Raw genomic sequence first — 25,063 nt, forward strand, 5'->3', positions numbered from 1 at the left:
TCATTAATCACACTGAGTAACACTATTATTTATGATGGAGGAATCATCACCGCTATTGGAGCGACGCCTACTTATATTTATGCTTTCTTTTTCGCATTCCGCACAATTCTACAAAAAGATGCTGAACGACTAAAAAAAGGGACATTACCAGGTACTGTCTGGGGAATATTTAGCTTTGCATGTTTCTTTTTTTTCGTGGGCATACCCTGGATCATCCCTCTGGGATTAATCGTGCTTGATTACACGTTATGCCACCAGGAAGGTGATGTTCCGGGATTGTATTTCGTCACTAAGCCAGAACTGTGTGAAAAAATTATGACAACTCCTTAATTTACTAAAGCGTAATTTGATACAAGTGCACAGCTTTATCAGGGTAATCCAACCCATCGCCAATATATTGCCAGCCAAAACGCTCGTAATAATCTTTACAGGCGGAATAGAGATAAAGCTTCGGATATCCCAGCGTGCGGGCATGATCAATAACGTGCTGTTGCAGCGTTGCCCCAAGCCCGCGTCCACGCTGGTTTTCGTCTATATACAGCGCTGCCAGCCACGGATACAAATCCTGGCGGCTGATTAAATCGCAGCGCCACAATCCGATCGTTCCCACCAGCTTTTCGCCTTCAACGGCTACAAACGTCAGCGGCAGTTCCCCTTCCCGCTGGCTGGTTGCCACAATTGAAGCGAAAAAGTCGCGGCTATCCGGCGAACCAAATGCCTGCCATATCCAGTCGGTGACCTGCTGTGCATAGTGCGGTGCGGCGTAAAGCGGCAGAATTATCACATCAACTTTCCCTGGAAAATAGGAACCGATTCAAACAGATAGCCATCAAAATCCGGCGCATCGGAATCGGATTGTTCGAGCAGGCTGTTTTTGACGTTTTCTAAATGCTGCCACATCGCCTGCCACGATCCCATCACATCGCGGCGGCGCAGCGCGGCCAAAATGGTCTGCAGGTCACCGAGCCATTTCAGGCGATAGCTGCGCGTATCAATGTGCGCCCGCAACTGCTGCCACAGCGGGCTGCTGTCTAAATGACGCCAGATACTTTCCACCGTCGCCAGCAGCATCTGGTTTTGCGAGGCTCCAGCAAGAACCAGGTGGAACATTTTGCAGTTATCCTGGCTCAGATCGTTTATCGCAATGGCGCGCTGCTCTTGTTCAAGGATACGCTTGAGGTTGTCGATATCGGCCTTGGTGGCCATTTTTGCGGCAAAGGCCGCAATGTTACTTTCCAGCAGCTGGCGCGCCTGGAGCATTTCAAACGGGCCAATATCGCTGCTGAAAAAGGCCTCTTCTTCCGCTTCGTGTTCCGCCGGAATACGCGTGACATACACACCAGACCCCTGGCGGATATCCACCGTGCCTTGCAGTTCCAGCATCAGCAGCGCTTCACGAACAATCGTGCGGCTTACGCCATACGTTTCCGCAATATTACGCTCGGGCGGCAAACGCGAACCGACCGGATACATCCCCTGCATGATTTGCTCGCGCAGATCCTCACCAATTTCCTGGTATTGTTTTTTTTCTGGCGAAAGTACTACCTTGTCCACAATATCACCCGTACATGTTGATTCTCAGCGCCATCGTTTTGGCGCTGATTTATACCCATTAGCTTATCAAACTATTCATCTGAAATATTATTTCCATTCATCATCAAGGTTGAGCTGTAACGTTCGAGACTCGCTGACTGACCGATACCAATGAGCTGATTTTTTTGCGCGCCGCTCACGGTTGTTTTGCAGATTAATTTCAATCAAACCGTAACGGTTTTTGAATGCATTCATTGGCGAAACATTATCTGTGAATGCCCACAGCATATAACCCTGGCAATTTGCCCCATCTTCACGGGCGCGCAGCGTCTGGTACAAGTGTTCACTGATAAACGCAATCCGATAATCATCTTCAATCACACCGTCGGCGTTGCGGAACTGCGCTTCATTTTCTGTACCCATTCCGCTTTCTGCGACAAACCACGGAATATTGTGATATTCGGTTTTAATGCGCATCGCCATGTCATAAACAATGCGTGGGTAAATTTCCCAGCCACGCGATTTATTCATCCGCCGCCCCGGCAACTCAAACGGCTCATAATAACAAGCCGGATGGAATGGCGTCTCCGGGTTCCAGGCGCGCGATGGTGCTTTTACCCGATGTGGGTAGTACAAGTTAATCCCCAATTCATCAACGGTATTTTCGCGGATGATCGCGAGTTCTTGTTCTGTGTAATCCCATTGCACATTGTGTTTTTCAAGCAGCTCAATCAACTGCTGCGGATATTCACCATTCACCAGAGGGTCGAGGAATACGCGGTTGTAGAACAGATCGTAAATTTGCGCGGCTTGCTGATCATGGGTGGCACTGGAACGTGCGTAAGTGACTTCCGGATTAAGAATGCATCCCACGGTGCCGCTATATCCTTTCTCGCGGAACAATTTCACAACTTTTGCTGTGGCGAGGTTTTTATGGTGATTCCACTGCATCCATTTATGAGTGTTCTGCTCATATGGCCAGCGCAATGCATCAAGATAAACACGAGTTTGCACCACAATCGGCTCATTAAAGGTGAACCAGCGCTTCACCTTGTGGGCATAACGGGCAAAAACTTTCTCCGCGTATAACACATACAAATCGACGACTTTCTTCGATGCCCACCCACCGTAAGTTTCAAACAATGTGGCAGGCAGTTCGTAGTGTTCGAGACAGATCATCGGCTCAATGCCGGTGCGGCGCATTTCGTCGATCAGATTGTCGTAGTACTGCGCATACTCTTCATCAACAACGCCATTTTCATAATCAGTGAAAAAGCGTGACCAGTTGATGGAGGTGCGGTAATGCGTCAACCCCGCCTGTTTCATCAACGCCACATCTTCGCGATAACGATTAATAAAATCCGTCGCGACCGCCGGACCATAGCCTTCATGCCAGACATGCCTGCCGTTTTTATACCAGGCATCCAGCCACGAATCCTGCCCCTCTTTCTTGCCGCTCCAGCCTTCGGTTTGCCAGGCCGACGCCGCAGCGCCAAGGATGAAATCTTCTGGGATGGTGATTTTTACGTTGCTCATACCTTCCTCACGCGTTATTGGCAATTTGTTGCTGTTCGGCCAGCAGTTGCGCCTGTTCGGCACGGCGAGAAGCAATTTTCACAAATGGCAGGTAAATCAGAATGGAAACCAGAATGCAGCCCAATTGCGTGACCACCGCGCCCATAGAACCCGCGGTCGAAAGCCAGGCGTTGATCAGCGGCGGCGTGGTCCACGGCACCATCACAACGGCTTTACCGGCAAAGCCCATGGCGGTTGCGAAGTAACCGATAGTGCCGGTAACCAGTGGCGTAATGATGAAGGGAATGGCCAAAATAGGATTAAGCATAATCGGCATACCAAAAATCACTGGCTCGTTAATATTGAAGATACCAGGGCCAAAAGAGAGTTTGGCTATCTCTTTCATTTCTTTTCTTTTTGTCGCAATCATCACCGCAATCAGCAGGCCGATGGTTAAGCCAGAACCACCAATGCTCATATACACATCCCAGAACGGCATGGTGATGATATTAGGAATCTCTTTACCCTGCTCAAACGCACTCATGTTGACGGTGATCGCCCCCAGCAGTAGCGGCTCGTGGATAGGCTTAATCATCTGGTTGCCGTGAATTCCGATAACCCAGAAAAGCTGCGCCACAAACATCAACAGCAGAATTCCCGGCAAGCTTTGCGCCACTTTTTCCAGCGGTTGTTGTACCACCTGATAGACCGCGTCATACAAGTACATACCGGTAGTTTGATGGAAGATAAAACCAAAGGTCGCTATAGCGGTAACGGTAATGATCGACGGGATCAACGCGGAGAAAGAGGCCGAAACGTTTGGTGGAACGCGGGGAGGTTGTCAGTGAGAAGGACAATTTGAGCTATCAAACAGACCCGTAACCAGACCTATATGCTCGACACCAACATCTGCTCGTTCATCATGCGCAAGCAGCCAGAAGCCGTGCTCAAACGTCTGGAGCTGACGCTGCTGCCTAACCACCGCATAGTGGCCTCGGCCATTACCTATGCCGAGATGCGTTTCGGCGTGATCGGGAAAAAGTCCTCACCCCGCCGCGGAAAGCTTGTCGACGCGTTCTACGCCAGGCTGGACGCCATTCTGACCTGGGATAAGGCCGAGGTAGATGCGACCACGGAAGTTAAGACCTCACTGACCGCGCCCGTAACACTAATCGACCCGAACGACACGGCCAATGCTGCTGGCGCAGTGCTGGTGAAGAATAATGTAAGGGCGTTTGCGTGGGTACCTAAATGGGGGGCTGGGTGGAATGGGACAGAGGGAATGCGATTTTATTGATAATAGGCGGGCCCGGTTTTTTCGTTATTCATCATGAAAAATTAATGTACACAGTTTCAGGATCCGAAAAAACACGCTGGCATAACACATAATAGGCGCAGAGATATCCGCAACAGAGCGTCCTTTAGGACAAATCACTAAGGATGAATACTGTATAAGGCGTGCCGTTGGAGAAAGTGAGAGTAAATTTATGGCAGTTTTTCTGCCGCGTAGCCCCTTCATTATGTTGCCCCTTGAATGTATGAGGCCGGTGGGGATTTTCAAAAATCGCCTTACCAGAGCTGCACCTTACTACCGGAAGATATAGCTGTAGGTGATATATGCGGGGCAGATAACCGCGCAGAAGCACCTCTAGTCCTCCTTGAATTGATGATAACATTCTAAATATTTCCGGTAAATATTCCTTACTAAACCCCTATCTTCCCAATTACCTACTCCCTGTTATTCCGACTAAAGTTATAGAGAGCGATTAAACTTTCTGAATATTATGAATATTATGAACATTATGAACATTATGAATATTATGAATATTATGAATATATACCCCCATAGCTATGGTATATAGCCAGATCACTCTCAGAACTGAGGTGCCATGTAATTATCAACACACTCCATTTTAAAAATTACATTCATGATTTATAAAAAACTATAACTTCAAATGATTGTTGTTAATTTCTATTTTTAAATTATTTACATTAAATTATTTTTCATGATACTTTGTATATGGAATGACCAAATAGCACTTTGTGCAAAACGGAAAACATACACACATAGAGGGATTTTATGTCTGAGATCAAAGAACTAAATTTTGAAGAAATTGCCATGGTCAGCGGCGGCAATGCAAACAGCAACTTTGAGCGTGGGAGTACGCGAACGGCTAATACCAAAAACTCAGGGGCAGGTAATTCAGGTGGACGAAGCATTTATGATGATGTGGACTCTTGCGGTTCAGGAATAATTGGGGGGCTTGTTGCCGGTTCTGTTGGGGGACCTCTTGGTATGGCTGCAGGGATTGTTGGTGGGATGATCGCTGGTCAGTGCACAAAAGATAGCTTTAGTAATAAATCAGACTGTGGTAGTAAAGACAGAGCGAATAATTTTGCTGGTCAATGTCGATGGTGAGAATTAATTAGTTTTCTAAAGCCCCACTTAAATTATCTTTCTTTAATAAAGTTAAAACATTAACTAATGAGATGATGTTGTCATGGTGGGGTTTTATCCTCTAATTTTAAATCAAGATTTTTTTAAATACAAATGGCTTTATTTATGAAAAAAGTAATTTATTTTTTGATTTATTTACTCCTGTTTATCATTGGTTTTACGCTTCTAAATTTCGCGAATGTTCTTGATATGGAAACGTCATCGCGGAGCGAGCTGTTCTCCAAGTTTACTATCATGATAATTGTACTTATAGCCATAACCCGATGGGGCATCAGAATTTATATTGCACTGACAATGTATAAGGGCAATTTAAAGGGGAAAAACTAATTTTAGGTTGCAGGCATCTCCGATGTAAATAATATAACACATGTCAGAGGATGTATAGGTGAAAAAACTCAAGGATGTAATGTGAACTCCATGATAAAAATGGTTGTCTGTTTTTTATCAGTTATTTTTTCAATTGGTATTACCGCGACACCTCTACTGACAATAAAGTGGATTGGATTTGAAAATTCATTATATCTAATGTACATACTTGAGTTGATTCTTGGGATTGTGATCTCTTTCTTTATTTATAAAGGGGAGTGGAAGCTTGGTGATAATAAGATTTTTTTCAAATGCTTGCTTTTAATTATTTTAATTCAAACTGCTGTTTGCATGGTTCTGGATGGGAGCATTAAATCATTGCAATTTTCCACAGATTACATACTTCCTTTTTTGGTCGTTATATGTTTCGTTCCTTTTTACGAAGAGTGTATTTACAGAGGTTGTTTGATTGATGTCTTTCATCATTTTTTTAAAGATGGTCTTGTATTGCCGATAGTTTTATCATCTGTTATTTTTAGTGGGATGCATGCGCAGTATTCGGGCATTCTTGATTATGTTGTGTTATTTTTCATATCTTTAATACTTTCCTTTGCTAGGGTTAAATCTGGAAGTTTATTACCTTCTATACTATTGCATTCGTTAATGAACACTTTCGTTCTTGTCCTTAACACTCTCCTTAAATAAAAATGACCTCATTCAGAAAGGAAGCTGTTGAGCACCAGAATGACACTACATTGGGTGAAATTATTATTCCCACATCTGCCGGATTCACATTAAGTGCCCTTTTGACGCTCGGTTTACTGGTGCTGGTTTTTATTTTCCTCTGCAGCAGTCACTACACCCGCAAAGCCCATCTGTCCGGTATTGTTATGCCATCCTCGGGGTTAATAAAGGTCATACCTCAGTACTCCGGGTATGTCACCACGCTAAAAATCGCTGAGGGGCAGCATGTTGCCGCTGGCAGTCCGCTCTACCACATCAGCGGCGAACATTATGACGGACAGGGGGCCGGAACGCTGGCTGCCATGCGCCTATCGCTGAATACGCAGTACCAGATGCTCGAATCCCAGCAACGCCTCGAGGCTCGCGACAACAGCCAGCAGCAGCAGGGGCTCCAACAGCGGATAGCCTCTCTGGAACCACAGCTTCAGAGTGCCGGGCAGCGCCTAGCGCAGGCAGAGCATCAGGCACGCCTTTCCGCTTCGGTGATGAGCCGTTATCGCAACCTCGTCTCCCACCATTACGTCTCAGAGATCGAATATCAACAGCGACAAATGGCGGTTTCCGCCGCCAGCGAAAATGTGGAGGAACAGCGTCTGGTCCTGTTGCAACTCCGGACAGCTAAAGAAACAGCAGAAGGTGAACTGGAGCATCTTATCTCCCTTGGGGAAAGTCGCAGGAAGGAGCTCGACCAGCAGCTCCAGAGGATCAGGCAGCAACAGCTTGAGCTGGCCGGTCAGGAGAAATTTATGCTGACGGCCCCGGTCTCCGGAACCGTTGCGGCCATTCTTGTTAAAGAGGGGCAGCCCGTTCGGGCCACTGAGCCGGTCATGACCCTGGTGCCGGATAATGCCCGCCTGCAGATCGAGCTCTACGCGACCAGTCAGAATGCGGGTTTTATCCAGCCCGGGCAGCGGGTGGCGCTTCGTTTCAGTGCATTTCCTTACCAGAAATTTGGTGTGCAGTACGGCGCTATCCGAGAAATCAGCCGCACCACACTCACCTCATCAGACCTACACTCAGTCTCTCCGGTGAGCTGGAAAGACAATGAGGGGCATTACAGGGTGATTGTAGAGCCGGAGAAAACATTTATTAAGGCCTACGGCAGACAGGAGCCGCTACGCCCGGGCATGACTTTGGAAGGGGACGTCAGTCTTGATACCCGCTATCTGTGGGAGTGGCTAACGGAGCCACTCTGGAGTGTGAAAGGAAAACTGTGATGGAATCACTGAACTGGAGCGGCAGGAAGCGCCTGCCCGTGATACGTCAGGCGGAGTCTGCAGAATGCGGGTTAGCCTGTCTAGCGATGATAGCCTGCTGGCATGGGCTCAACACCGATTTACCGACCCTGCGGGAACGCTTTACGGTCAGTACACAGGGAATGACCCTGCAGAAGCTGATGCAGTGTGCCTCAGTTATACGCATGTCTTCCCGGGCCGTCAGACTCGAACTGGAAGATCTTAAGGCGCTTGCCCTTCCGTGCATTCTTCACTGGAACATGAATCATTTTGTCGTGCTCCATAAAATTCGCGGCAACCAGCTCACCGTGCACGATCCGGACCGGGGAAAGGTCAACATTTCCCAGCAGGAAGCCGGGAAACATTTTACCGGCGTGGCACTGGAGCTGACCCCCAGCGCGGAATTCACACCCCGGGATGAACGAAAAAAAATACAACTGCGCCGGTTGACCGGTAAAACCTCCGGGCTGGTACCAGCGATGGTGCGTATCCTTATTTTCGGCTTGGCGTTGGAAATTCTGGCGCTGGGCACACCGTTGCTCAACCAGTTGGTGATTGATGAGGTGCTGGTTGCCGCCGACAGAAACCTCCTGACGCTCGTTATCGCTGCTCTGCTGCTGCTGAGCCTGACGCAAATGCTGCTCTCCCTAGCTAGGCAGTGGGCGACCATAACCTTGTCGGTCAACTTCAATATGCAGTGGACGGCCCGGGTTTTTCATCACCTGGTGCGACTTCCCCTGACCTGGTTTGACGCACGCAGCCGGGGGAGTATCAGCGCCCGTTTCAGTGCGGTGGACAGTATCCAACACGCGCTGACTAACCAGGTGCTGGAGGGGATTCTGGATGTATTGCTGGTTGTCACTTCGCTGACGATGATGCTGCTGTACAGCCCGGGTATGACGCTGATTGCGGTTCTGACCGCGATTATCTACGCGCTCCTGAGGGCACTCTGGTACCCGTCACTGAAGCAGTCAGCAGAAGATGCATGGGATGCCGAAGCACGTGAATCCGGACATTTTCTCGAAACCCTAGGGGGGATCCTGAGCCTCAGGATCAACGGAGTCATGCCGTACAGGGAGGCGGCCTGGCTCAACCTCAATGTCATTAGGAGAAATACCCAACTACGTCAGAGCCGGCTGATGATGTGGTATGACATCGCGCACACTCTGACAAGCAGCGTGGTAACTGCCGTCATTCTCTGGAAAGGTGCAGGTGAGGTGCTGGATGGGACTTTTACCGTGGGAATGCTGGTCGCTTACTTGGCCTATCAGGGACGGTTCTCAGGAAGTATCAGCAGCCTGACGGACAAGTATTTTTCCTGGCGTATGCTGGAGATCTACAATACTCGCCTGGCGGATATTGTGCTGAGCCAGACAGAAGAACAGCTTCACCAACCCCTTCCGGTGGATGAAATCCACCGGGACTATTCCCCCGTTATCCGGGAAGTTCTGCCGGTAGAGACAGGCGCCCCGCTGACACTGACAGCTATTTCGTTTCGTCATCAAGGAGCAGGTGAGCATGTCATCAACGACATATCGCTGACGGTGAACCCCGGGGAAGTGGTAGCCATCACAGGGAAATCAGGCTGCGGGAAATCCACGCTGGTTAAGCTGATTCTGGGGATTCACAGCCCTGAAACTGGAGAAATTCACACTTTCGGGGTACCGCATACCCACCCTCATTATTTTCAAATTCGCCAGCGAATTGGTACAGTCCTGCAGGAAGATCAGCTCTTCCGGGGATCGATTGCTGACAATATTATTTTCTTTAACGACGATCGGAATCAGGAGCGAATGGTCTGGTGCGCGAAGATGGCGTTGATTGAAGCAGAAATCATGGCTATGCCGATGGGATATCAGACCCTGATCGGTGAAACGGGAGGCATGCTTTCCGGGGGGCAGAAACAACGGATCTTGCTGGCCCGGGCGTTGTACAAGCAACCGGGGTTTTTACTGCTCGATGAGGCGACCAGTCACCTGGATGTGGAGAGCGAAATTATCATCGGCCACACGCTTCGGGCTTCGGGCATTGCCGTTCTGCTGATAGCCCACCGCCAAGAGACGCTGGCCTCGGCCGATCGTGTTTTGTATATGGACAGGGGAATAATCATTCATCAGACAGCAGGAGCCGGAAAAAAACTGATATAGATACCTCCGGCTAAAGGTTAACACGACAGCGGGCTCCGCCATTCGGTCAGGGTGGCCAGAACGATAACACTCTCATATCTATTCCCGTCTAGGCTTCCACCGCTTCCTCATTGTTGAGGAAGTGGGATCCAAAAACTTCATTAAATCGAGTTTCTTTAGTTGGATTTAGATTTAAACATATGATTTAAATGCAAATAAATTCACCTTCGTCACTACATTCTCGTTCCGAGCTTCCGCGCCGCTGGTATTAAGCTGATCCCCCTTCGTAGGCGTTGATTAAAAAAAACACACAAGCTCCTGACAATACCTAAAAAAATTAACTTCCTCATATGCCCCGACGATGATCACTGGCATCAGGGTAATAAAGGAAGATTTGATCGCCATAATATAGCGGTAGCTATTGAATTTAGTGGCAAAACTTCCCAGAGAGTCGATTAACTTTTCCTGCAAAGCCATAGGGTATACCTCTGTGTTGTCGTTTTTTATTATGTATACCCGTCATACTTCAAGTTACATGAGCGTTGGCTGCTCTCGTTCACCCCTGTCACTTACTTTAGTAAGCTCTTGGGGATTCACTCGTTTGACGCGTTACTCGGCCTATGGCCTCGCCCCTTCGGGGCCAGCGCTAGCACTGTTCAAAAGGCTAAAGCCTTTTGTCCTGCAACTCGAATTATTTTTGGTATAGGGTGATGTTTAACGAGCTTTTTGGTATACCAAAAATAGAACCAAATCATTAACATTTCCGTGATAAATGTCCCACATTGTTATATTGGAATTCTAATGCCAACCAATTTAACTAATTTGGTATACCAAATTAATATAAACATTCTGAATCATTCAAAAGCGTGATCGGGTACGACAAATGACATAGCGAAGCCGCAAGCACGATGTTTCATAAGCACAGCATGTTAAACTAGCGAAATCATGCGACCACGCAGCTAGCGTCTTAATCAGGAATGAATTGATGGTAACAATGCTGGATGTCGCGCTACGCGCTGGCGTTTCTAAAGCAACGGTATCACGCGTGCTCAACGGGATTGGGCAAGTCAAAGAGAGCACCCGTGAACAGGTGTTTAACGCCATGGAAGAATTGGGCTATCGGCCTAACTTTTTGGCGCGATCCCTTGCCAATCGCAGCAGTAATAGCGTGGGTCTGGTGGTGTCTACTTTTGATGGCTTCTACTTTGGACGCCTGCTCCAGCAAGCCTCACGCCAGACTGAAGCCTGGGGTAAACAGCTGATTGTCACTGATGGGCACGACACGCCACAAAAGGAGCAGGAAGCCGTTCAAATGCTGGTGGACAGGCATTGCGACGCTATTGTGCTGTACACCCGGTTTATGAATGAACGTACATTACTTTCACTCATCAATAGCATCAAAGTGCCACTGGTCGTAATTAACCGTGATGTAAGCCAGGCTCGCGATCGCTGCGTGTTCTTTGAGCAACAAGATGCTGCATTTCAGGCGACCGAATATCTCGTTCAGCAAGGCCATCGCGACATTGCATGCATTACGGTGCCAATTTCCACACCAACTGGCCAGGCGCGCCTGATGGGTTATCGAAAAGCGCTACAAAAGCATGGTATTGCCTTTAGTGAAGAGCGGGTCAAATATGGTGATTCAAGCATGGAACTCGGCCATAAACTGTGTCAGGAATTGCTTGAAAGTCGCGTACCATTTACCGCACTGTTTGCCTGCAACGATGATATGGCATTGGGTGCTTCGAAAGCTTTGCATCAGGCAGGCGTTCGCATTCCACAGGATATTTCGTTGTTTGGTTTCGATGATGCACCGAGCGCTCAGTGGCTGGAACCTGCACTATCCAGTGTCTATTTACCTATCGATAGCATGATAACCACGGCTATCGATCAAGTCATAAAACTAGCTAACGGCGAGTTGCTTGAAGCAATCCCACCGTTTGTTGGCAAGCTGGTATTACGTGATTCAGTCGGCCCGGGCCCGTATTACATTTCCAGTGCCAGCAATTCCTGAATAGTCTGGCGGCGGCGAATCAATCGCGCCGCGCCATTATCAAATAACACTTCAGGCAACAATGGGCGGCTGTTGTAATTGGATGACATCGATGCGCCATACGCCCCGGTATCGTGCAGTACCAGATAATCCCCCACCTGCACTGGCGGCAGTGCACGCGTTTCCACTTTGCCGCCTTCCTGCTGGGTAAATACATCCCCCGATTCACATAATGGCCCGGCGACGACAGTTTCGACTAACGGGAGCTGATTCAGCTCACGTCCATCACCCGCTAAAGCAGAAATATGGTGGTAGCTGCCGTACATCGACGGGCGCATGAGATCGTTAAACCCGGCATCAATCAGCACAAAGTGGCGTGAGCCCATGTTTTTAACCGACCGCACCTGAGCCACCAGCACACCTGACTCTGCTACCAGGAAACGGCCAGGTTCAATTTCAAGTTTCACCGGATGCCCCAGACGCTGAGCAATTTTTTCACGTGCAGCATTCCACAGTCCGTAATAGTGATTGGTGTCGATAGTCTCTTCACCTTCACGATACGGAATAGACAAGCCACCACCAGCGGAAATCGCTTCCAGATCCTGACCAAAATCAATCACCTGCTGTACCATCGCACCACAAACACGCTCAAGGTGACCGTAATCCACACCAGAACCAATATGCATATGGATACCGACCAAATGCAGTTTGTAGCGCTGAATAACTTCCAGTGCCTGCGGTAAATCTGCGTGCCAGATACCGTGTTTGCTGTTTTCGCCACCGGTATTGGTTTTCTGGCTGTGGCCATGGCCGAAGCCTGGGTTGACACGCAACCAGACGCGATGACCTGGAGAAACTTCGCCAAGCTGTTGCAGCATATCCACGGAACCCGCGTTCACAGGAATCTGTTGTTCGGCGACCAGTTGTAACGTCGGCTGGTCAATCATATCGGCGGTGAATACGATGTCGTCGTGATTTTCCAATGGCTTGTAACCTGCAGCCAGCGCACGCTCAATTTCACCCTGCGAAACGGAATCGACCTTCACGCCCTGCTCGCGCATCAGACGCAAAATATGAATATTTGAGCACGCTTTTTGCGCGAAGCGAATCACATCAAACTGACGCAGTTGAGCAATCTGCTGGCGAATAATTTCAGCATCGTAAACCCAGACTGGACAGCCAAATTCGGCAGGCAATGCCAGCAGGTTTTGCGCATTTAAAGCAGTGTCGGTGTTATTCAGTGGGCGTGGCATGGTTGGCTCCGGCAACAATTCGTTTTTTGTATTACGCCACAGAGTGAAGTGAAGAAAAAATATCGCTTTCGCCAGAGTCTATGCAAAACTGATATAGATAAAGGAGACTATCATGCCCTCAATAACTCTGCGTCATATTGAAATTTTCCACGCGGTAATGACCGCCGGTAACCTCACCGAAGCCGCAGGGTTACTGCATACCTCTCAGCCTACCGTTAGCCGCGAACTGGCAAGACTTGAGAAGTTGATTGGTCTGCAATTGTTCGAACGTAGCCGCGGGCGTTTGCACCCGACAGTGCAAGGTTTACGATTATTCGAGGAAGTACAGCGATCCTGGTACGGGCTGGACAGAATTCTGAGTGCCGCTGAGAGCCTACGTGAATTCCGCCAGGGCGAGCTCTCCATAGCCTGTCTGCCGGTGTTTTCACAATCATTCTTACCGATGTTGGTTCAACCTTTTTTGGCACGCTACCCGGAATTAAGTCTGAATATTGTGCCGCAGGAATCACCGCTGTTAGAGGAGTGGCTATCAGCCCAGCGCCATGATTTAGGGTTAACCGAAAACACCACAACGCCTGCCGGAACGGAGCGCCAGACGTTACTGACGCTCAATGAAGTGTGCGTGTTACCCGCAGGGCATCGCCTCGCCGATAAAAAAGTGCTCTCGCCGCAAGATTTCGCCGGAGAGAATTACATTAGCCTGTCGCGTACCGACAGTTATCGCCAGTTGTTGGATTCACTTTTTCAGGAACACGACGTTAAGCGACGAATGGTGATGGAAACGCACAGTGCGGCATCGGTGTGTGCAATGGTGCGGGCGGGAGTGGGTGTATCGGTGGTCAATCCGTTGACCGCTCTGGATTATGCTTCAAGTGGCGTGGTTGCCCGCCGATTTAGCGTGGCGGTGCCGTTTACGGTGAGCCTGATTCGCCCACTTCACCGCCCTGCTTCTGCGCTAGTCACGGCTTTCAGCGAACATCTGCAAAACAGTATGCAGATTTACATCGAGCCGCTAAATCAACTGCTCGATGCCTGAATTACTGCTCGGTCACTGGCTGATGGTGACCCGTTCCGCTGCTAAAGTTAATCAGGCAAATGATAAGCCCGATAGCCGCAAGCCCTGCTGCCGCGACCGGAACGGCAGTCAGACCAAAACCGTGCGCAATAACTGTACCACCAACCCATGCACCGAGCGCATTCCCGACATTAAAGGCCGCAATATTCAGTGTCGAAACCAGGTTCGGTGCATCTTTACCGTGCAGCACAACGTTGATTTGCAGCGCGGGAACCGTTGCAAAAGCCGCCATTGCCCAAAGGAATAAGGTAATTTCCGCAAGCCACATACCGTGGCTGGTCCAGCGAAAAAGCAGAGAGAAGATAGCAATCAGGCTAAAACTCAGTATCAAACTAAAGGAAACTTTCCAATCTGCCAGACGCCCACCAAGAATATTACCGACCGTTAAACCGGCACCAATCAAGAACAGTGTCCAGCTTACGCCCTGATGAGTGACACCAGTCACCTGTAACAACATTGGGGCAATGTAGCTAAATAAGGTGAACATAGCTGCGGCGAAAAACACCGTCATCGCAAGCGACAGCCACAGCTTACCGTTGGCCAGCGCGCTGACTTCACGTTTAAGGTCGGTCGGCGCTTCCTCTTTCTGCGATGGCAGGCTGACAATCAGCGCAATAAATGCGACCACACCGATAATTGCCACTCCCCAAAACGTCGAACGCCAACCGTACAATTGCCCAAACCAGGTGCCAATCGGTACGCCCAACACATTGGCAAGCGTCAGACCAGTAAACATAAGTGCCACCGCTGAGGCTTTACGATTGGGAGCAACCAGACTTGCGGCTACCACCGCGCCAATGCCGAAGAATGCGCCATGGCAAAGTGCAGTAATAACGCGAGCTAACATCAGGAAATGGTAATTCAGCGCTAAGGCACACAGGATGTTACCGACAATAAAAATCACCATCAGTAGTACCAGTGAGAGTTTGCGCGGCAATCTTGCCGTGAGCAACGCCATGATAGGTGCGCCAATCGCCACACCTAGCGCATAGCCACTAATCAACCAGCCGGCTGTGGGAATAGAGATCGCCAGATCCCCTGCCACATCGGGCAACAGGCCCATAATAACGAACTCCGTCGTGCCGATGGCAAATGCACTCATCGCCAGCGCGAGTAAGGAAATAGGCATGGAATAACTCCAGGTTGCAGAAATAACAAAAGGCGGGAGAACTATGTTCGACCGCCGGATTACGAGGATGTCAGAGGTGCAGCTTGTTTGGAAAAGCGTGCGCTGCTTAACAAATTAATAACACAAAAAACGCCGGGGCGACCCGGCGTACGCTAAGGATACTCTTTTTTACCGTTTAACCATTTGAAATAATGAATAAAAAAATATTACTCGGTCAGCATGAAATTCACCGCGTCGGCGGCGTGAATCGCTGCGGTATCGAAGACCGGGAGCGGGCAATCCTGTTGGTTTAACAGCAACCCGATTTCAGTACAGCCAAAAATCACACCCTGTGCACCCTGCCCCTGTAGCTCTTCAATCACTTGCTGATAGTAGCGTTTCGATTCTTCGGTAATTTTCCCAAGGCAAAGCTCTTCGAAGATAATCTGGTTGATACGCAAACGTTGAGGCTCTTCAGGAATAAGAGATTCGATACCAAATTCAGCGCTCAGGCGGCCACGATAGAAATCTTGTTCCATGGTGTAACGCGTGCCAAGCAACGCAACACGCTGCACATTTTGCGCAGTAATCGCACGCCCGGTTGCATCAGCAATATGTAGGAACGGCAACCCACAGCGCGATTCAATATGGTGCGCGACTTTGTGCATCGTGTTGGTGCACAACACAATACCTTCCGCTCCGGCTTTCTGTAGCCCCACCGCTGCTTGTGCCAGCATCTCGCCCGCCAGATCCCATTCGCCTTTTGACTGGCAAGCTTCAATCTCATGAAAATCAACACTGTGCAGAACAATTTTCGCTGAATGTAGGCCGCCTAATTTTTCCTTAATGCCTTCATTAATTAACCGATAATAAGGAATGGTCGACTCCCAACTCATCCCGCCCAGCAAACCAATTGTTTTCATGACTTTTCACCTGTTAACTTTTATTACTTTGGTTATATCAGGGAAATTACCTGGCAGGAAAGCGTGATCTGCCTTACAAAACGCGGGTGTGAACTATCGTAAAAGGACTTTTCAAGATACGATTAATTAAATGAAACAACGTTTCACATAAAAAAGGATCGCGAATGTTCACTTTTATTAAAGATACCAAACTGGAAGATTTAGGTGCTGGCGTGAGCCGTCGTATTCTAGCGCATGACGGTAAAATGATGGGTGTGCAGGTTAACTTTGAAGCTGGCGCAATCGGCCCGATGCATAACCATCCACATGAGCAGTTGACTTACGTACTTTCTGGCGAGTTTGAATTCACTATCGGTGATGAGACTCACCGCGTTACAGCGGGTGATACGCTATATAAAGAACCGCATGTGATGCATGGCTGCGTATGCCTGAAGGCGGGTACCCTGCTGGACACCTTCACCCCAATGCGTGAAGATTTCCTGAAGTAAGGTACAAAAAAACGGCGCCTGAGAAGGCGCCGCTTATGACAAATTCTAATTTAGATGTCTCAATCAATATGCATACGAGATGTGAATGCACCACGAACTAACACCATACCCGAAGCGACAATCAAACCCACCAGTGTCGCCAACACAATAATCAGGGATTTACCTGGACCATCTTTTTTCAGTGGTAATGAAGGCTGCATCTGGAATTGGTAAGGTTTGAAATCAATTTCGCCAAGCTTTATGGCTTCTAAGGAAGTAAGAACGTGATCGCGGTTTTGCACAGAAGCATTCAACTGAGCCACATCTTTAATTGATTGCTCAATCTTTAGCTTTTCTGTAAGCCCTTTAGCGCCAAGAGCAACGGAGTAATCAGGGTCGTCTTTTACCGCCTGCCCGTTGCTATATACCGGGTCTTTCAGGCCCGCAGCATTGGCTACCTGCAACGAATATCCCAGACGCTCCAGGTTAACATTGTGCTCGTTCTGAAGCGCAGTACGGTCAAGCGCCAGTTTGTTTTTTTCAAATGCCACTTTGAGTTCGAGAGCATTTTTTACATTGGAGATAACGTCTTTGCTCACTTCAGCAGCAACAAACTCAACGTATTTCTGCAGTACCTGTTGAGCATCTTCTGCATCTGGTGCGGTAAAACTTAGTGTCCAGGAAGTATAAGGGGCATTGTCAGTTTTTTTAGGATCTATATTGTTTACTGCTTTGAATTTTTCCGAAACGTTGGATATTGCGCGATATAGCGCACTCTTATCCACCTCAGCATTTTTCACCAATGCCTGTACATAAGGAGATTTTGCCAGAAATTGCTCGCGAAGCTCTTGCGATTCAAATTTCTTCAAAAACATATTATAGAGACTACCCGCATCAATATTCGCATCCACGCCAAGCACCGTCATATCTACCAACGCACGACGCAGCCCAATTAGATTGCTTGTTTCAGGCGGTGTGATAATCGCTTCACTAGTCCATTTTTGCGGCAGTAGAAAACTGACAGCCAGTCCACATAATGCAAACAGTAGCGTAATGGTAATTATCTGTTTTTTTGCCGCGTAAAGAGCAGACATCAGGCCTAGTAAATCGATCTCTTCATGGCGAGGTGCCATAAGTGGGTATGGAGACGCGTTCTCTAATTGATTGGTTTTCATTTCTATAGAAGACATAACTAGCCGGTTTTTAAGTTATTGAGAAAAATACCCGTCTAACTTCCAGGAGCAGGAAATTAAGCAGCGCTTACGCCAAAGAATGAGAAATAGGTTGGGTTTTAAACCATAAGAAAGGCTGTATATCTTCTCCTTGTGCATGTCACTGTCGATATCAAAAACTGACTGTAAATAACATAATTACCATTTGGTAATGCACTGATAACAAAGCCTTAACTCTGTAACGAAACGTAACTCTCTTTAATGAATGGTCATTATTCCTAAGAATCAACTGAAAAACAACCACCAACTATTGCAGTTTAAAAACTAAGAATTTCTACCTTCCTTTTTTCATCCCGAGCAAAACCTCGTCCATTTCACATTATCGAAACAGTGTTTCGACTTTGATCACATTTCCATCATGAATTGAATGACTCAGTTACAAATCGTAATAGGATTAATTAAAACGCTGTTTTACTAATCGGGAACCATGGTTCGCATGTTTATGAAATCTGAATGTAAATACAGAACACGAACAAACGACATGGGTTTTTAATCTTTATTTATCAATTAATTATCATGGAATGAATATGACAGCCACGCCCCCCTCTTTCCGACCCATCCGTATAGCTTCACGGGTGAGGCAATGAGTTTCGAGAACGATTTTTGCAAAACAATTTTTAAACCATTGACCACCAGGTAGGTATGTATGAATGAAAACAAAATGCTGGGATTGGCATGGATTTCGCCCTACATAATAGGGTTGTTAGTCTTTACTGCCTTCCCGTTTGTTTCATCTTTCTTCCTCAGTTTTACTGAGTACGATCTGATGAACCCGCCGGTATTCACCGGTATAGAGAACTATCGCTACATGTTGACCGAAGATTCGCTCTTCTGGAAATCCATGGGCGTCACTTTTGCGTATGTGTTTTTAACCATTCCGTTAAAACTCGCTTTCGCACTCGGTATCGCATTTGTTCTGAACTTTAAACTGCGCGGCATCGGTTTCTTCCGTACTGCGTATTACATCCCGTCAATTCTGGGTAGCTCTGTAGCCATCGCCGTTTTGTGGCGCGCACTGTTTGCCATCGACGGCCTGCTAAATAGCTTTATTGGTGTGTTCGGTCTCGACCCGGTGAACTGGCTGGGTGAACCGTCTCTGGCGCTGATGTCCGTTACGCTTCTGCGTGTATGGCAGTTCGGCTCGGCGATGGTCATCTTCCTGGCCGCACTGCAAAACGTTCCGCAATCACAATATGAAGCAGCAATGATTGATGGCGCGTCTAAATGGCAGATGTTCACGAAAGTGACCGTGCCTTTGATTACGCCGGTTATCTTCTTCAACTTCATCATGCAGACCACGCAGGCGTTCCAGGAGTTTACAGCACCGTACATCATCACCGGTGGCGGCCCGACTCACTACACCTACTTGTTCTCACTGTATATCTACGACACAGCCTTCAAATACTTCGATATGGGTTATGGCGCGGCGCTGGCGTGGGTACTGTTCCTGGTCGTGGCGGTCTTTGCCTCCATCGCCTTTAAGTCATCGAAATACTGGGTGTTCTACTCCGCAGATAAGGGAGGCAAAAATGGCTGATATCCAACCAAGCCAGCTAGCGGCTAAAAATGCAACGGACCTGGCAGAAGAAGAGATCGCGCGTACTTTGCGCCGTGAAAAAATCAGCCGCACCATCCGTTATGTGGTGCTGATTATTGTCGGTCTGTTGATGCTCTACCCGTTGGTGTGGATGTTCTCTGCAGCGTTTAAACCGAACCATGAGATATTCACAACCCTCGGTCTGTGGCCGTCAAACCCAACCAGCGACGGCTTCGTCAACGGCTGGAAAACCGGTACTGAGTACACCTTTGGCCACTATATGTGGAACACAATGCAGTATGTGATTCCAAAAGTACTGCTAACCATTATCTCTTCAACGATTGTCGCTTACGGCTTTGCCCGTTTCGAAATCCCGTTCAAGAAGTTTTGGTTCGCGACGTTGATTACCACTATGTTGCTGCCAAGCACCGTACTGTTAATCCCGCAATACCTGATGTTCCGTGAAATGGGCATGTTGAATAGCTACCTGCCGCTGTGGCTGCCAATGGCATTCGCAACCCAGGGATTCTTTGTCTTCATGTTGATCCAGTTCTTGCGTGGCGTGCCACGCGATATGGAAGAAGCAGCGCAGATTGATGGCTGTAACTCCTTCCAGGTGCTCTGGTATGTGGTAGTGCCGATTCTGAAACCGGCCATTATCTCTGTCGCCCTGTTCCAGTTCATGTGGTCTATGAACGACTTTATCGGGCCGCTTATTTATGTGTACAGCGTAGACAAATACCCAATTGCACTGGCGCTCAAAATGTCTATCGACGTGACTGAAGGCGCTCCATGGAACGAAATTCTGGCAATGGCGAGCATCTCCATTCTGCCATCGATCATCATCTTCTTCCTGGCTCAACGCTACTTCGTACAAGGCGTGACCAGCAGCGGAATTAAAGGTTAAGTGAGGGAATATCATGGCTGAAGTTATTTTCAACAAATTGCAAAAAGTTTACTCCAACGGCTTCCAGGCGGTTCATGGTATCGACCTGAAGATTGAAGACGGTGAGTTTATGGTTATCGTCGGCCCATCTGGCTGCGCGAAATCAACCACCCTGCGTATGCTGGCAGGTTTGGAAACGATCAGTGGCGGTGAAGTCAGAATCGGCGACCGCGTGGTGAACAACCTGGCCCCTAAATCTCGCGGTATCGCGATGGTGTTCCAGAACTATGCACTGTATCCACACATGACCGTGCGTGAAAACCTGGCCTTTGGCCTGAAACTCAGCAAGCTGCCAAAACAGCAAATCGAGTCCCAGGTGAATGAAGCGGCCAAAATTCTTGAGCTCGATGAGCTGATGGACCGCCTACCGCGCCAGTTATCAGGCGGCCAGGCACAGCGTGTGGCCGTTGGCCGTGCGATTGTGAAAAAGCCTGACGTGTTCTTGTTCGACGAACCGTTATCTAACCTTGATGCCAAGCTGCGTGCGTCGATGCGTATTCGTATCTCCGACCTGCATAAGCAACTCAAGAAAAGCGGCAAGCCTGCGACTACCGTTTACGTGACCCACGATCAGACAGAAGCGATGACCATGGGCGACCGTATCTGCGTGATGAAACTGGGTCACATCATGCAGGTGGATACGCCAGATAACCTCTATCACTTCCCGAAAAATATGTTCGTGGCGGGCTTTATCGGTGCCCCAGAAATGAACATTCGCCCGAGCAAGCTGATTGAAAAAGACGGCAGCCTGCAAATTAGCGTGGGGAATGACACTTTGGCGCTGAACGAGCGCCAGCAGAAGCGTTGTGCTGAATACAAAAATCAGGACATCTTCTTCGGCATCCGTCCTGAGTTTATTTCACTCTCTGATGAACCGTTTGCCGAAAGCCATTCCAGCGGCGAGATGGTGCGTGTAGAGAATATGGGCCATGAATTCTTCATCTACCTGAAAGTAGCTGATTTCGAAATGACCTGCCGCATCCCTTCCGATGAAGCTAAGCCAATGATTGAGAAAGGCCTTCACCGTAAGGTGTATTTCAAGTTTGACATGGAAAAATGTCATATTTTCGACGCAAAAACAGAACAAAACATCTCTCTCTGACAGGAGTCTATGATAATGAAAAAAGTGCTATTAAGTACCCTGATTGCCTCTACCTTAGGAATGGCTGCCGGCTCGGCGTTCGCGGCAGATGATGTTGAGTTACGTATGTCCTGGTGGGGCGGCAACGGGCGCCATCAGGTTACGTTGAAAGCAGTTGAAGAGTTCCAGAAAGAACATCCAAACATTAAGGTGAAGTCTGAATACACCGGTTGGGACGGTCACCTTTCCCGTCTGACTACGCAGATTGCGGGCGGTACCGAGCCTGACGTGATGCAGACTAACTGGAACTGGCTGCCAATTTTCTCCAAAACCGGCACGGGCTTCTACGATTTGAACACCGTGAAAGGTGAGCTGGATCTGACTCAGTTTGACCCGAAAGAGCTGCAAACCACCACCGTTGACGGCAAGCTGAACGGCATTCCAATCTCCGTGACTGCTCGTGTGTTCTATTTCAACGATGAGACCTGGAAAAAAGCGGGCGTTGAATACCCGAAAACCTGGGATGAGTTGATGGCGGCGGGTAAAACCTTTGAATCCAAACTGGGCAAGCAATATTTCCCAGTGGTGTTAGAGCACCAGGATACGCTGTCTCTGCTGCGCTCTTATATGGTGCAGAAATACAATATTCCTGAAATCGATACCGCGAAAAAGCAATTCGGCTACTCCAAAGAGCAGTGGGTTGAGTTCTTTGGTATGTACAAAAAGCTTATCGACAGCCACGTAATGCCTGACACCAAATACTATGCGTCATTTGGTAAGAGCAATATGTACGAGATGAAACCGTGGATTGAGGGAGAATGGGCCGGTACTTATATGTGGAACTCCACCATTAAAAAGTATTCCGATAACCTGAAGCCGCCAGCGAAACTCGAGCTGGGTTCTTACCCGATGCTGCCAGGTGCAACAGATGCCGGTATGTTCTTTAAACCAGCGCAGATGTTCTCTATCAGCAAAACGACCAAGCACCCGAAAGAAGCAGCCATGCTGATTAACTTCTTGCTGAACGAAAAAGCGGGCGTGGAAGCGTTGGGTCTGGAGCGCGGCGTACCGTTGAGCAAAGCGGCTGTAACCCAACTGACTGCTGATGGCGTGATCAAAGATAATGATCCAGCGGTTGCCGGATTGAAACTGGCGCAATCTCTGCCAAACAAACTGCCAACATCGCCATACTTCGATGACCCGCAGATTGTTTCCCTGTTCGGTACTTCTTTGCAGTACATCGACTATGGCCAGAAAACCGTAGAAGAAACTGCTGCTGAGTTTGAACGTCAGGGTAACCGTATTCTGAAACGCGCAATGCGTTAATTAATCAGCCTGATATTTGCAGATAGATACCCTGCCCCGCTTGCGAGGCGGGGTATTTTTTTAAAAAAAGAAGGAAATTCGTTATGGCTAAAGGTAAGAAAATCCAACTTTCCTTCCGCGCCCGACGCGACAAGGAAACCGGAGCTGAAGTATTACGACTCACCCCACCGCACATTATTTGCCACCGTAATTATTTCTACCAAAAATGTTTTAGCGACGATGGGCAGCGGCTAATTTTCGGCGGCGCGTTCGAAGGGCACTGGAATTACTATTCACTCGATTTAGAAAAGCAAATGGCAACACAACTCACCGAAGGTGAAGGCGACAATACTTTCGGCGGCTTTTTATCGGCTGATGATCGGTCGCTGTGGTATGTGAAAAACGCTCGCGAATTACGCCGCGTTGATCTGCATTCACTCGAAGAATACGTAGTTTATGAAGTCGATGATGAATGGGTGGCTTATGGCACCTGGGTTGCGAATTCCGATTGTAGCCAACTGGTGGGGATTGAAATCAAAAAGAGTGACTGGTCACCGCTCACCGACTGGCAAAAATTCCGTGATTTCTACTTCACAAACCCGGAGTGCCGCCTGATTCGCATCGATTTACACAGCGGTGAGCAGCAGGTCATCTTGCAAGAAAAACGCTGGCTGGGTCACCCAATTTACCGCCCGTTTGACGATGAAACCGTGGCGTTTTGCCACGAAGGCCCGCGTGATGCCATTGATGCTCGCATGTGGCTGATTAACCAGAATGGTAGCAATCTGCGTAAAGTTCGCCAGCATGACGAAGGTGAAAGTTTTACACATGAGTTCTGGGTGCCGGACGGCTCCGCACTTTACTACGTCGCCCATAAAGAAGGTGATGCGCACCGCTATTTATGGAGCGCCGATCCACAAACGCTTGAGAATCGCCAACTCCGAACCATTCCGCCTTGCTCGCATTTGATGAGCAACCACGACGGCTCGCTGGTTGTCGGTGATGGCGCACCGCACAAAACGGGAAATATCGATCTCAACGATCCGTTCATTTGGGTATTCGATCTTAACAAAGGCACGCAGAAAGCCGTTTGCCGCCACAATACATCCTGGAAAGTGCTGGATGGTGACCGCCAGGTGACGCATCCGCATCCTTCATTTAGCCCGGATAACCAATGGGTGCTTTACACGTCTGACGAAGAAGGGATGCCTGCGTTGTATTTAGCAAGGGTGTAGATATAAAAAAACCTCCTGATTTCAGGAGGTTTCTATTTAGTCTGGTTTGGTCAGGTGGATTAACGTGCTAACCAGCCGCCATCAACTGCAACGGTGTAACCGTTGATGTAATCAGATGCAGGAGAGGCCAGGAACACGATTGGACCTTTCAGATCTTCTGGCAGGCCCCAACGACCCGCCGGGATACGCTCAAGAATCGCCGCACTACGCTCTTCGTCAGCACGCAGCTGTTGGGTGTTGTTGGTCGCCATGTAGCCCGGTGCGATAGCATTCACGTTGATACCGTGTTGTGCCCACTCGTTAGCCAGCAGACGAGTCACACCCATAACTGCGCTTTTAGAAGCAGTGTAAGACGGTACGCGGATGCCACCCTGGTAAGAAAGCATAGAAGCGATGTTAATGATTTTGCCGCCTTTGCCTTGAGCAATGAACTGGCGAGCCACAGCCTGAGACATAAAGAACACGCTCTTGATGTTCAGGTTCATTACGTCGTCCCAGTCTTTTTCGCTGAAGTTGATTGCATCTTCACGACGAATCAGACCTGCGTTGTTAACCAGAATGTCGATTTGGCCGAACTCAGCAACCGCACGCTCCAGCAGAGATGGAATACCATCAATCTGGCGCAGGTCAGCGGTCAGGCTCAGGAAGCGGCGACCAAGAGCAGTTACGCGCTCGATGGTTTCAGCCGGTTCAACGATGTTGATACCAACAATGTCACAACCTGCTTCAGCAAGACCGATAGCCATACCCTGGCCCAGACCTGTATCACAACCAGTAACAACAGCAACTTTACCTTGTAGGGAGAATGAATCCAGAATCATGTAGGTTTCCTTTTTTTATACGGGCCTGCTGTAAGCGCAAGCATCTTGGGGAAAATTTTGTTCACGCAAATTGCGCAACTCATAAATCACTTACGGTAAAAACGCTGTTCCGTAATCTTTGATGGATTCATAGTAATCTGGTTGAAACTGCTTTTCAATTATAAATGAAA

21 protein-coding genes and 1 pseudogene are annotated in these 25,063 nt (G+C 48.4%); 13 read left to right on the plus strand and 9 right to left on the minus strand.

The window, feature by feature from the left end:
* Positions 1–334 precede the first annotated feature (334 nt).
* From M977_RS06895 to M977_RS06910, 4 genes and pseudogenes are all read right to left on the minus strand, one after another.
* Positions 335–784 carry a GNAT family N-acetyltransferase gene (locus tag M977_RS06895; RefSeq protein ID WP_064513451.1) on the minus strand — a complete coding sequence of 150 codons (450 nt, stop codon included), beginning with the start codon at positions 782–784 and terminating at the stop codon, positions 335–337.
* The gene (locus M977_RS06900) at positions 781–1,554 is read right to left on the minus strand and encodes a GntR family transcriptional regulator (RefSeq protein WP_064513453.1); all 774 of its coding nucleotides are present in this window, start codon (positions 1,552–1,554) and stop codon (positions 781–783) included. The genes M977_RS06895 and M977_RS06900 overlap by 4 nt, the downstream gene beginning before the upstream one ends.
* Before the next feature lie 87 nt (positions 1,555–1,641).
* On the minus strand, positions 1,642–3,069 hold the full coding sequence (locus M977_RS06905) for a glycoside hydrolase family 1 protein (protein WP_064513455.1): 1,428 nt from the start codon (positions 3,067–3,069) through the stop codon (positions 1,642–1,644).
* Between the two features lie 7 nt (positions 3,070–3,076).
* Positions 3,077–3,886 (minus strand): annotated as a pseudogene (locus tag M977_RS06910) (PTS sugar transporter subunit IIC); the annotation flags it as partial.
* 54 nt (positions 3,887–3,940) lie between these two features.
* Here M977_RS06910 and M977_RS06915 point away from each other — a divergent pair.
* From M977_RS06915 to M977_RS06950, 6 genes are all read left to right on the plus strand, one after another.
* On the plus strand, positions 3,941–4,345 hold the full coding sequence (locus M977_RS06915) for a type II toxin-antitoxin system VapC family toxin (protein WP_064513457.1): 405 nt from the start codon (positions 3,941–3,943) through the stop codon (positions 4,343–4,345).
* 783 nt (positions 4,346–5,128) lie between these two features.
* Positions 5,129–5,467 carry a hypothetical protein gene (locus tag M977_RS06920; protein ID WP_064513459.1) on the plus strand — a complete coding sequence of 113 codons (339 nt, stop codon included), beginning with the start codon at positions 5,129–5,131 and terminating at the stop codon, positions 5,465–5,467.
* A 456-nt stretch (positions 5,468–5,923) separates the two neighbouring features.
* Positions 5,924–6,517 carry a CPBP family intramembrane glutamic endopeptidase gene (locus M977_RS06930; protein WP_064513463.1) on the plus strand — a complete coding sequence of 198 codons (594 nt, stop codon included), beginning with the start codon at positions 5,924–5,926 and terminating at the stop codon, positions 6,515–6,517.
* Between the two features lie 2 nt (positions 6,518–6,519).
* A complete protein-coding gene (locus M977_RS06935; RefSeq protein ID WP_064513465.1) occupies positions 6,520–7,773 on the plus strand; it encodes an HlyD family secretion protein in 1,254 nt (417 codons plus the stop codon).
* Positions 7,773–9,938: a peptidase domain-containing ABC transporter gene (locus M977_RS06940; protein ID WP_064513467.1), complete on the plus strand. Its 2,166-nt coding sequence runs from the start codon at positions 7,773–7,775 to the stop codon at positions 9,936–9,938. The genes M977_RS06935 and M977_RS06940 overlap by 1 nt, the downstream gene beginning before the upstream one ends.
* Before the next feature lie 964 nt (positions 9,939–10,902).
* Positions 10,903–11,931 carry a LacI family DNA-binding transcriptional regulator gene (locus M977_RS06950; RefSeq protein ID WP_064513471.1) on the plus strand — a complete coding sequence of 343 codons (1,029 nt, stop codon included), beginning with the start codon at positions 10,903–10,905 and terminating at the stop codon, positions 11,929–11,931.
* On the opposite strand, the gene lysA is transcribed toward M977_RS06950, so the two are convergent.
* The gene (gene lysA / locus M977_RS06955) at positions 11,904–13,163 is read right to left on the minus strand and encodes a diaminopimelate decarboxylase (RefSeq protein ID WP_064513473.1); all 1,260 of its coding nucleotides are present in this window, start codon (positions 13,161–13,163) and stop codon (positions 11,904–11,906) included. The genes M977_RS06950 and lysA overlap by 28 nt on opposite strands.
* A 112-nt stretch (positions 13,164–13,275) precedes the next feature.
* Between lysA and M977_RS06960 the strand changes: the two genes are divergently transcribed.
* Positions 13,276–14,199 (plus strand): LysR family transcriptional regulator, encoded by a 924-nt coding sequence (locus M977_RS06960; RefSeq protein ID WP_064513476.1) that lies wholly within the window; start codon positions 13,276–13,278, stop codon positions 14,197–14,199.
* 1 nt (position 14,200) lies between these two features.
* Here the strand turns inward: M977_RS06960 and M977_RS06965 are convergent, their stop codons facing one another.
* Both M977_RS06965 and M977_RS06970 read right to left on the minus strand, forming a co-directional pair.
* Positions 14,201–15,367: an MFS transporter gene (locus tag M977_RS06965; protein ID WP_064513478.1), complete on the minus strand. Its 1,167-nt coding sequence runs from the start codon at positions 15,365–15,367 to the stop codon at positions 14,201–14,203.
* A 206-nt stretch (positions 15,368–15,573) separates the two neighbouring features.
* On the minus strand, positions 15,574–16,269 hold the full coding sequence (locus tag M977_RS06970; protein WP_064513480.1) for an aspartate/glutamate racemase: 696 nt from the start codon (positions 16,267–16,269) through the stop codon (positions 15,574–15,576).
* Between the two features lie 164 nt (positions 16,270–16,433).
* Between M977_RS06970 and M977_RS06975 the strand changes: the two genes are divergently transcribed.
* Entirely contained in the window at positions 16,434–16,757 is a 324-nt protein-coding gene (locus M977_RS06975; RefSeq protein ID WP_064513482.1) for a cupin domain-containing protein, read from the plus strand.
* Positions 16,758–16,816: 59 nt separating this feature from the next.
* Here the strand turns inward: M977_RS06975 and wzz(fepE) are convergent, their stop codons facing one another.
* The gene (gene wzz(fepE) / locus M977_RS06980) at positions 16,817–17,926 is read right to left on the minus strand and encodes an LPS O-antigen length regulator Wzz(fepE) (RefSeq protein WP_064513483.1); all 1,110 of its coding nucleotides are present in this window, start codon (positions 17,924–17,926) and stop codon (positions 16,817–16,819) included.
* A gap of 688 nt (positions 17,927–18,614) precedes the next feature.
* Here wzz(fepE) and M977_RS06985 point away from each other — a divergent pair.
* From M977_RS06985 to M977_RS07005, 5 genes are all read left to right on the plus strand, one after another.
* A complete protein-coding gene (locus M977_RS06985; protein WP_064513485.1) occupies positions 18,615–19,505 on the plus strand; it encodes a carbohydrate ABC transporter permease in 891 nt (296 codons plus the stop codon).
* A complete protein-coding gene (locus tag M977_RS06990; RefSeq protein ID WP_064513487.1) occupies positions 19,498–20,412 on the plus strand; it encodes a carbohydrate ABC transporter permease in 915 nt (304 codons plus the stop codon). The genes M977_RS06985 and M977_RS06990 overlap by 8 nt, the downstream gene beginning before the upstream one ends.
* A gap of 13 nt (positions 20,413–20,425) precedes the next feature.
* Complete coding sequence (locus tag M977_RS06995) at positions 20,426–21,553, plus strand: ABC transporter ATP-binding protein (RefSeq protein WP_064513488.1); 1,128 nt, start codon at positions 20,426–20,428, stop codon at positions 21,551–21,553.
* 15 nt (positions 21,554–21,568) lie between these two features.
* Positions 21,569–22,858 (plus strand): ABC transporter substrate-binding protein, encoded by a 1,290-nt coding sequence (locus tag M977_RS07000; protein ID WP_064513490.1) that lies wholly within the window; start codon positions 21,569–21,571, stop codon positions 22,856–22,858.
* An 83-nt stretch (positions 22,859–22,941) separates the two neighbouring features.
* Positions 22,942–24,072: an oligogalacturonate lyase family protein gene (locus M977_RS07005; protein ID WP_064513492.1), complete on the plus strand. Its 1,131-nt coding sequence runs from the start codon at positions 22,942–22,944 to the stop codon at positions 24,070–24,072.
* A 59-nt stretch (positions 24,073–24,131) separates the two neighbouring features.
* Here M977_RS07005 and kduD read toward each other — a convergent pair whose 3' ends face one another.
* Positions 24,132–24,893, minus strand: a complete 762-nt coding sequence (gene kduD, locus M977_RS07010; protein ID WP_064513494.1) for a 2-dehydro-3-deoxy-D-gluconate 5-dehydrogenase KduD — start codon at positions 24,891–24,893, stop codon at positions 24,132–24,134.
* Positions 24,894–25,063 lie beyond the last annotated feature (170 nt).

The sequence above is a fragment of the Buttiauxella gaviniae ATCC 51604 genome (assembly GCF_001654835.1).
GTDB classification, from domain to species: domain Bacteria; phylum Pseudomonadota; class Gammaproteobacteria; order Enterobacterales; family Enterobacteriaceae; genus Buttiauxella; species Buttiauxella gaviniae.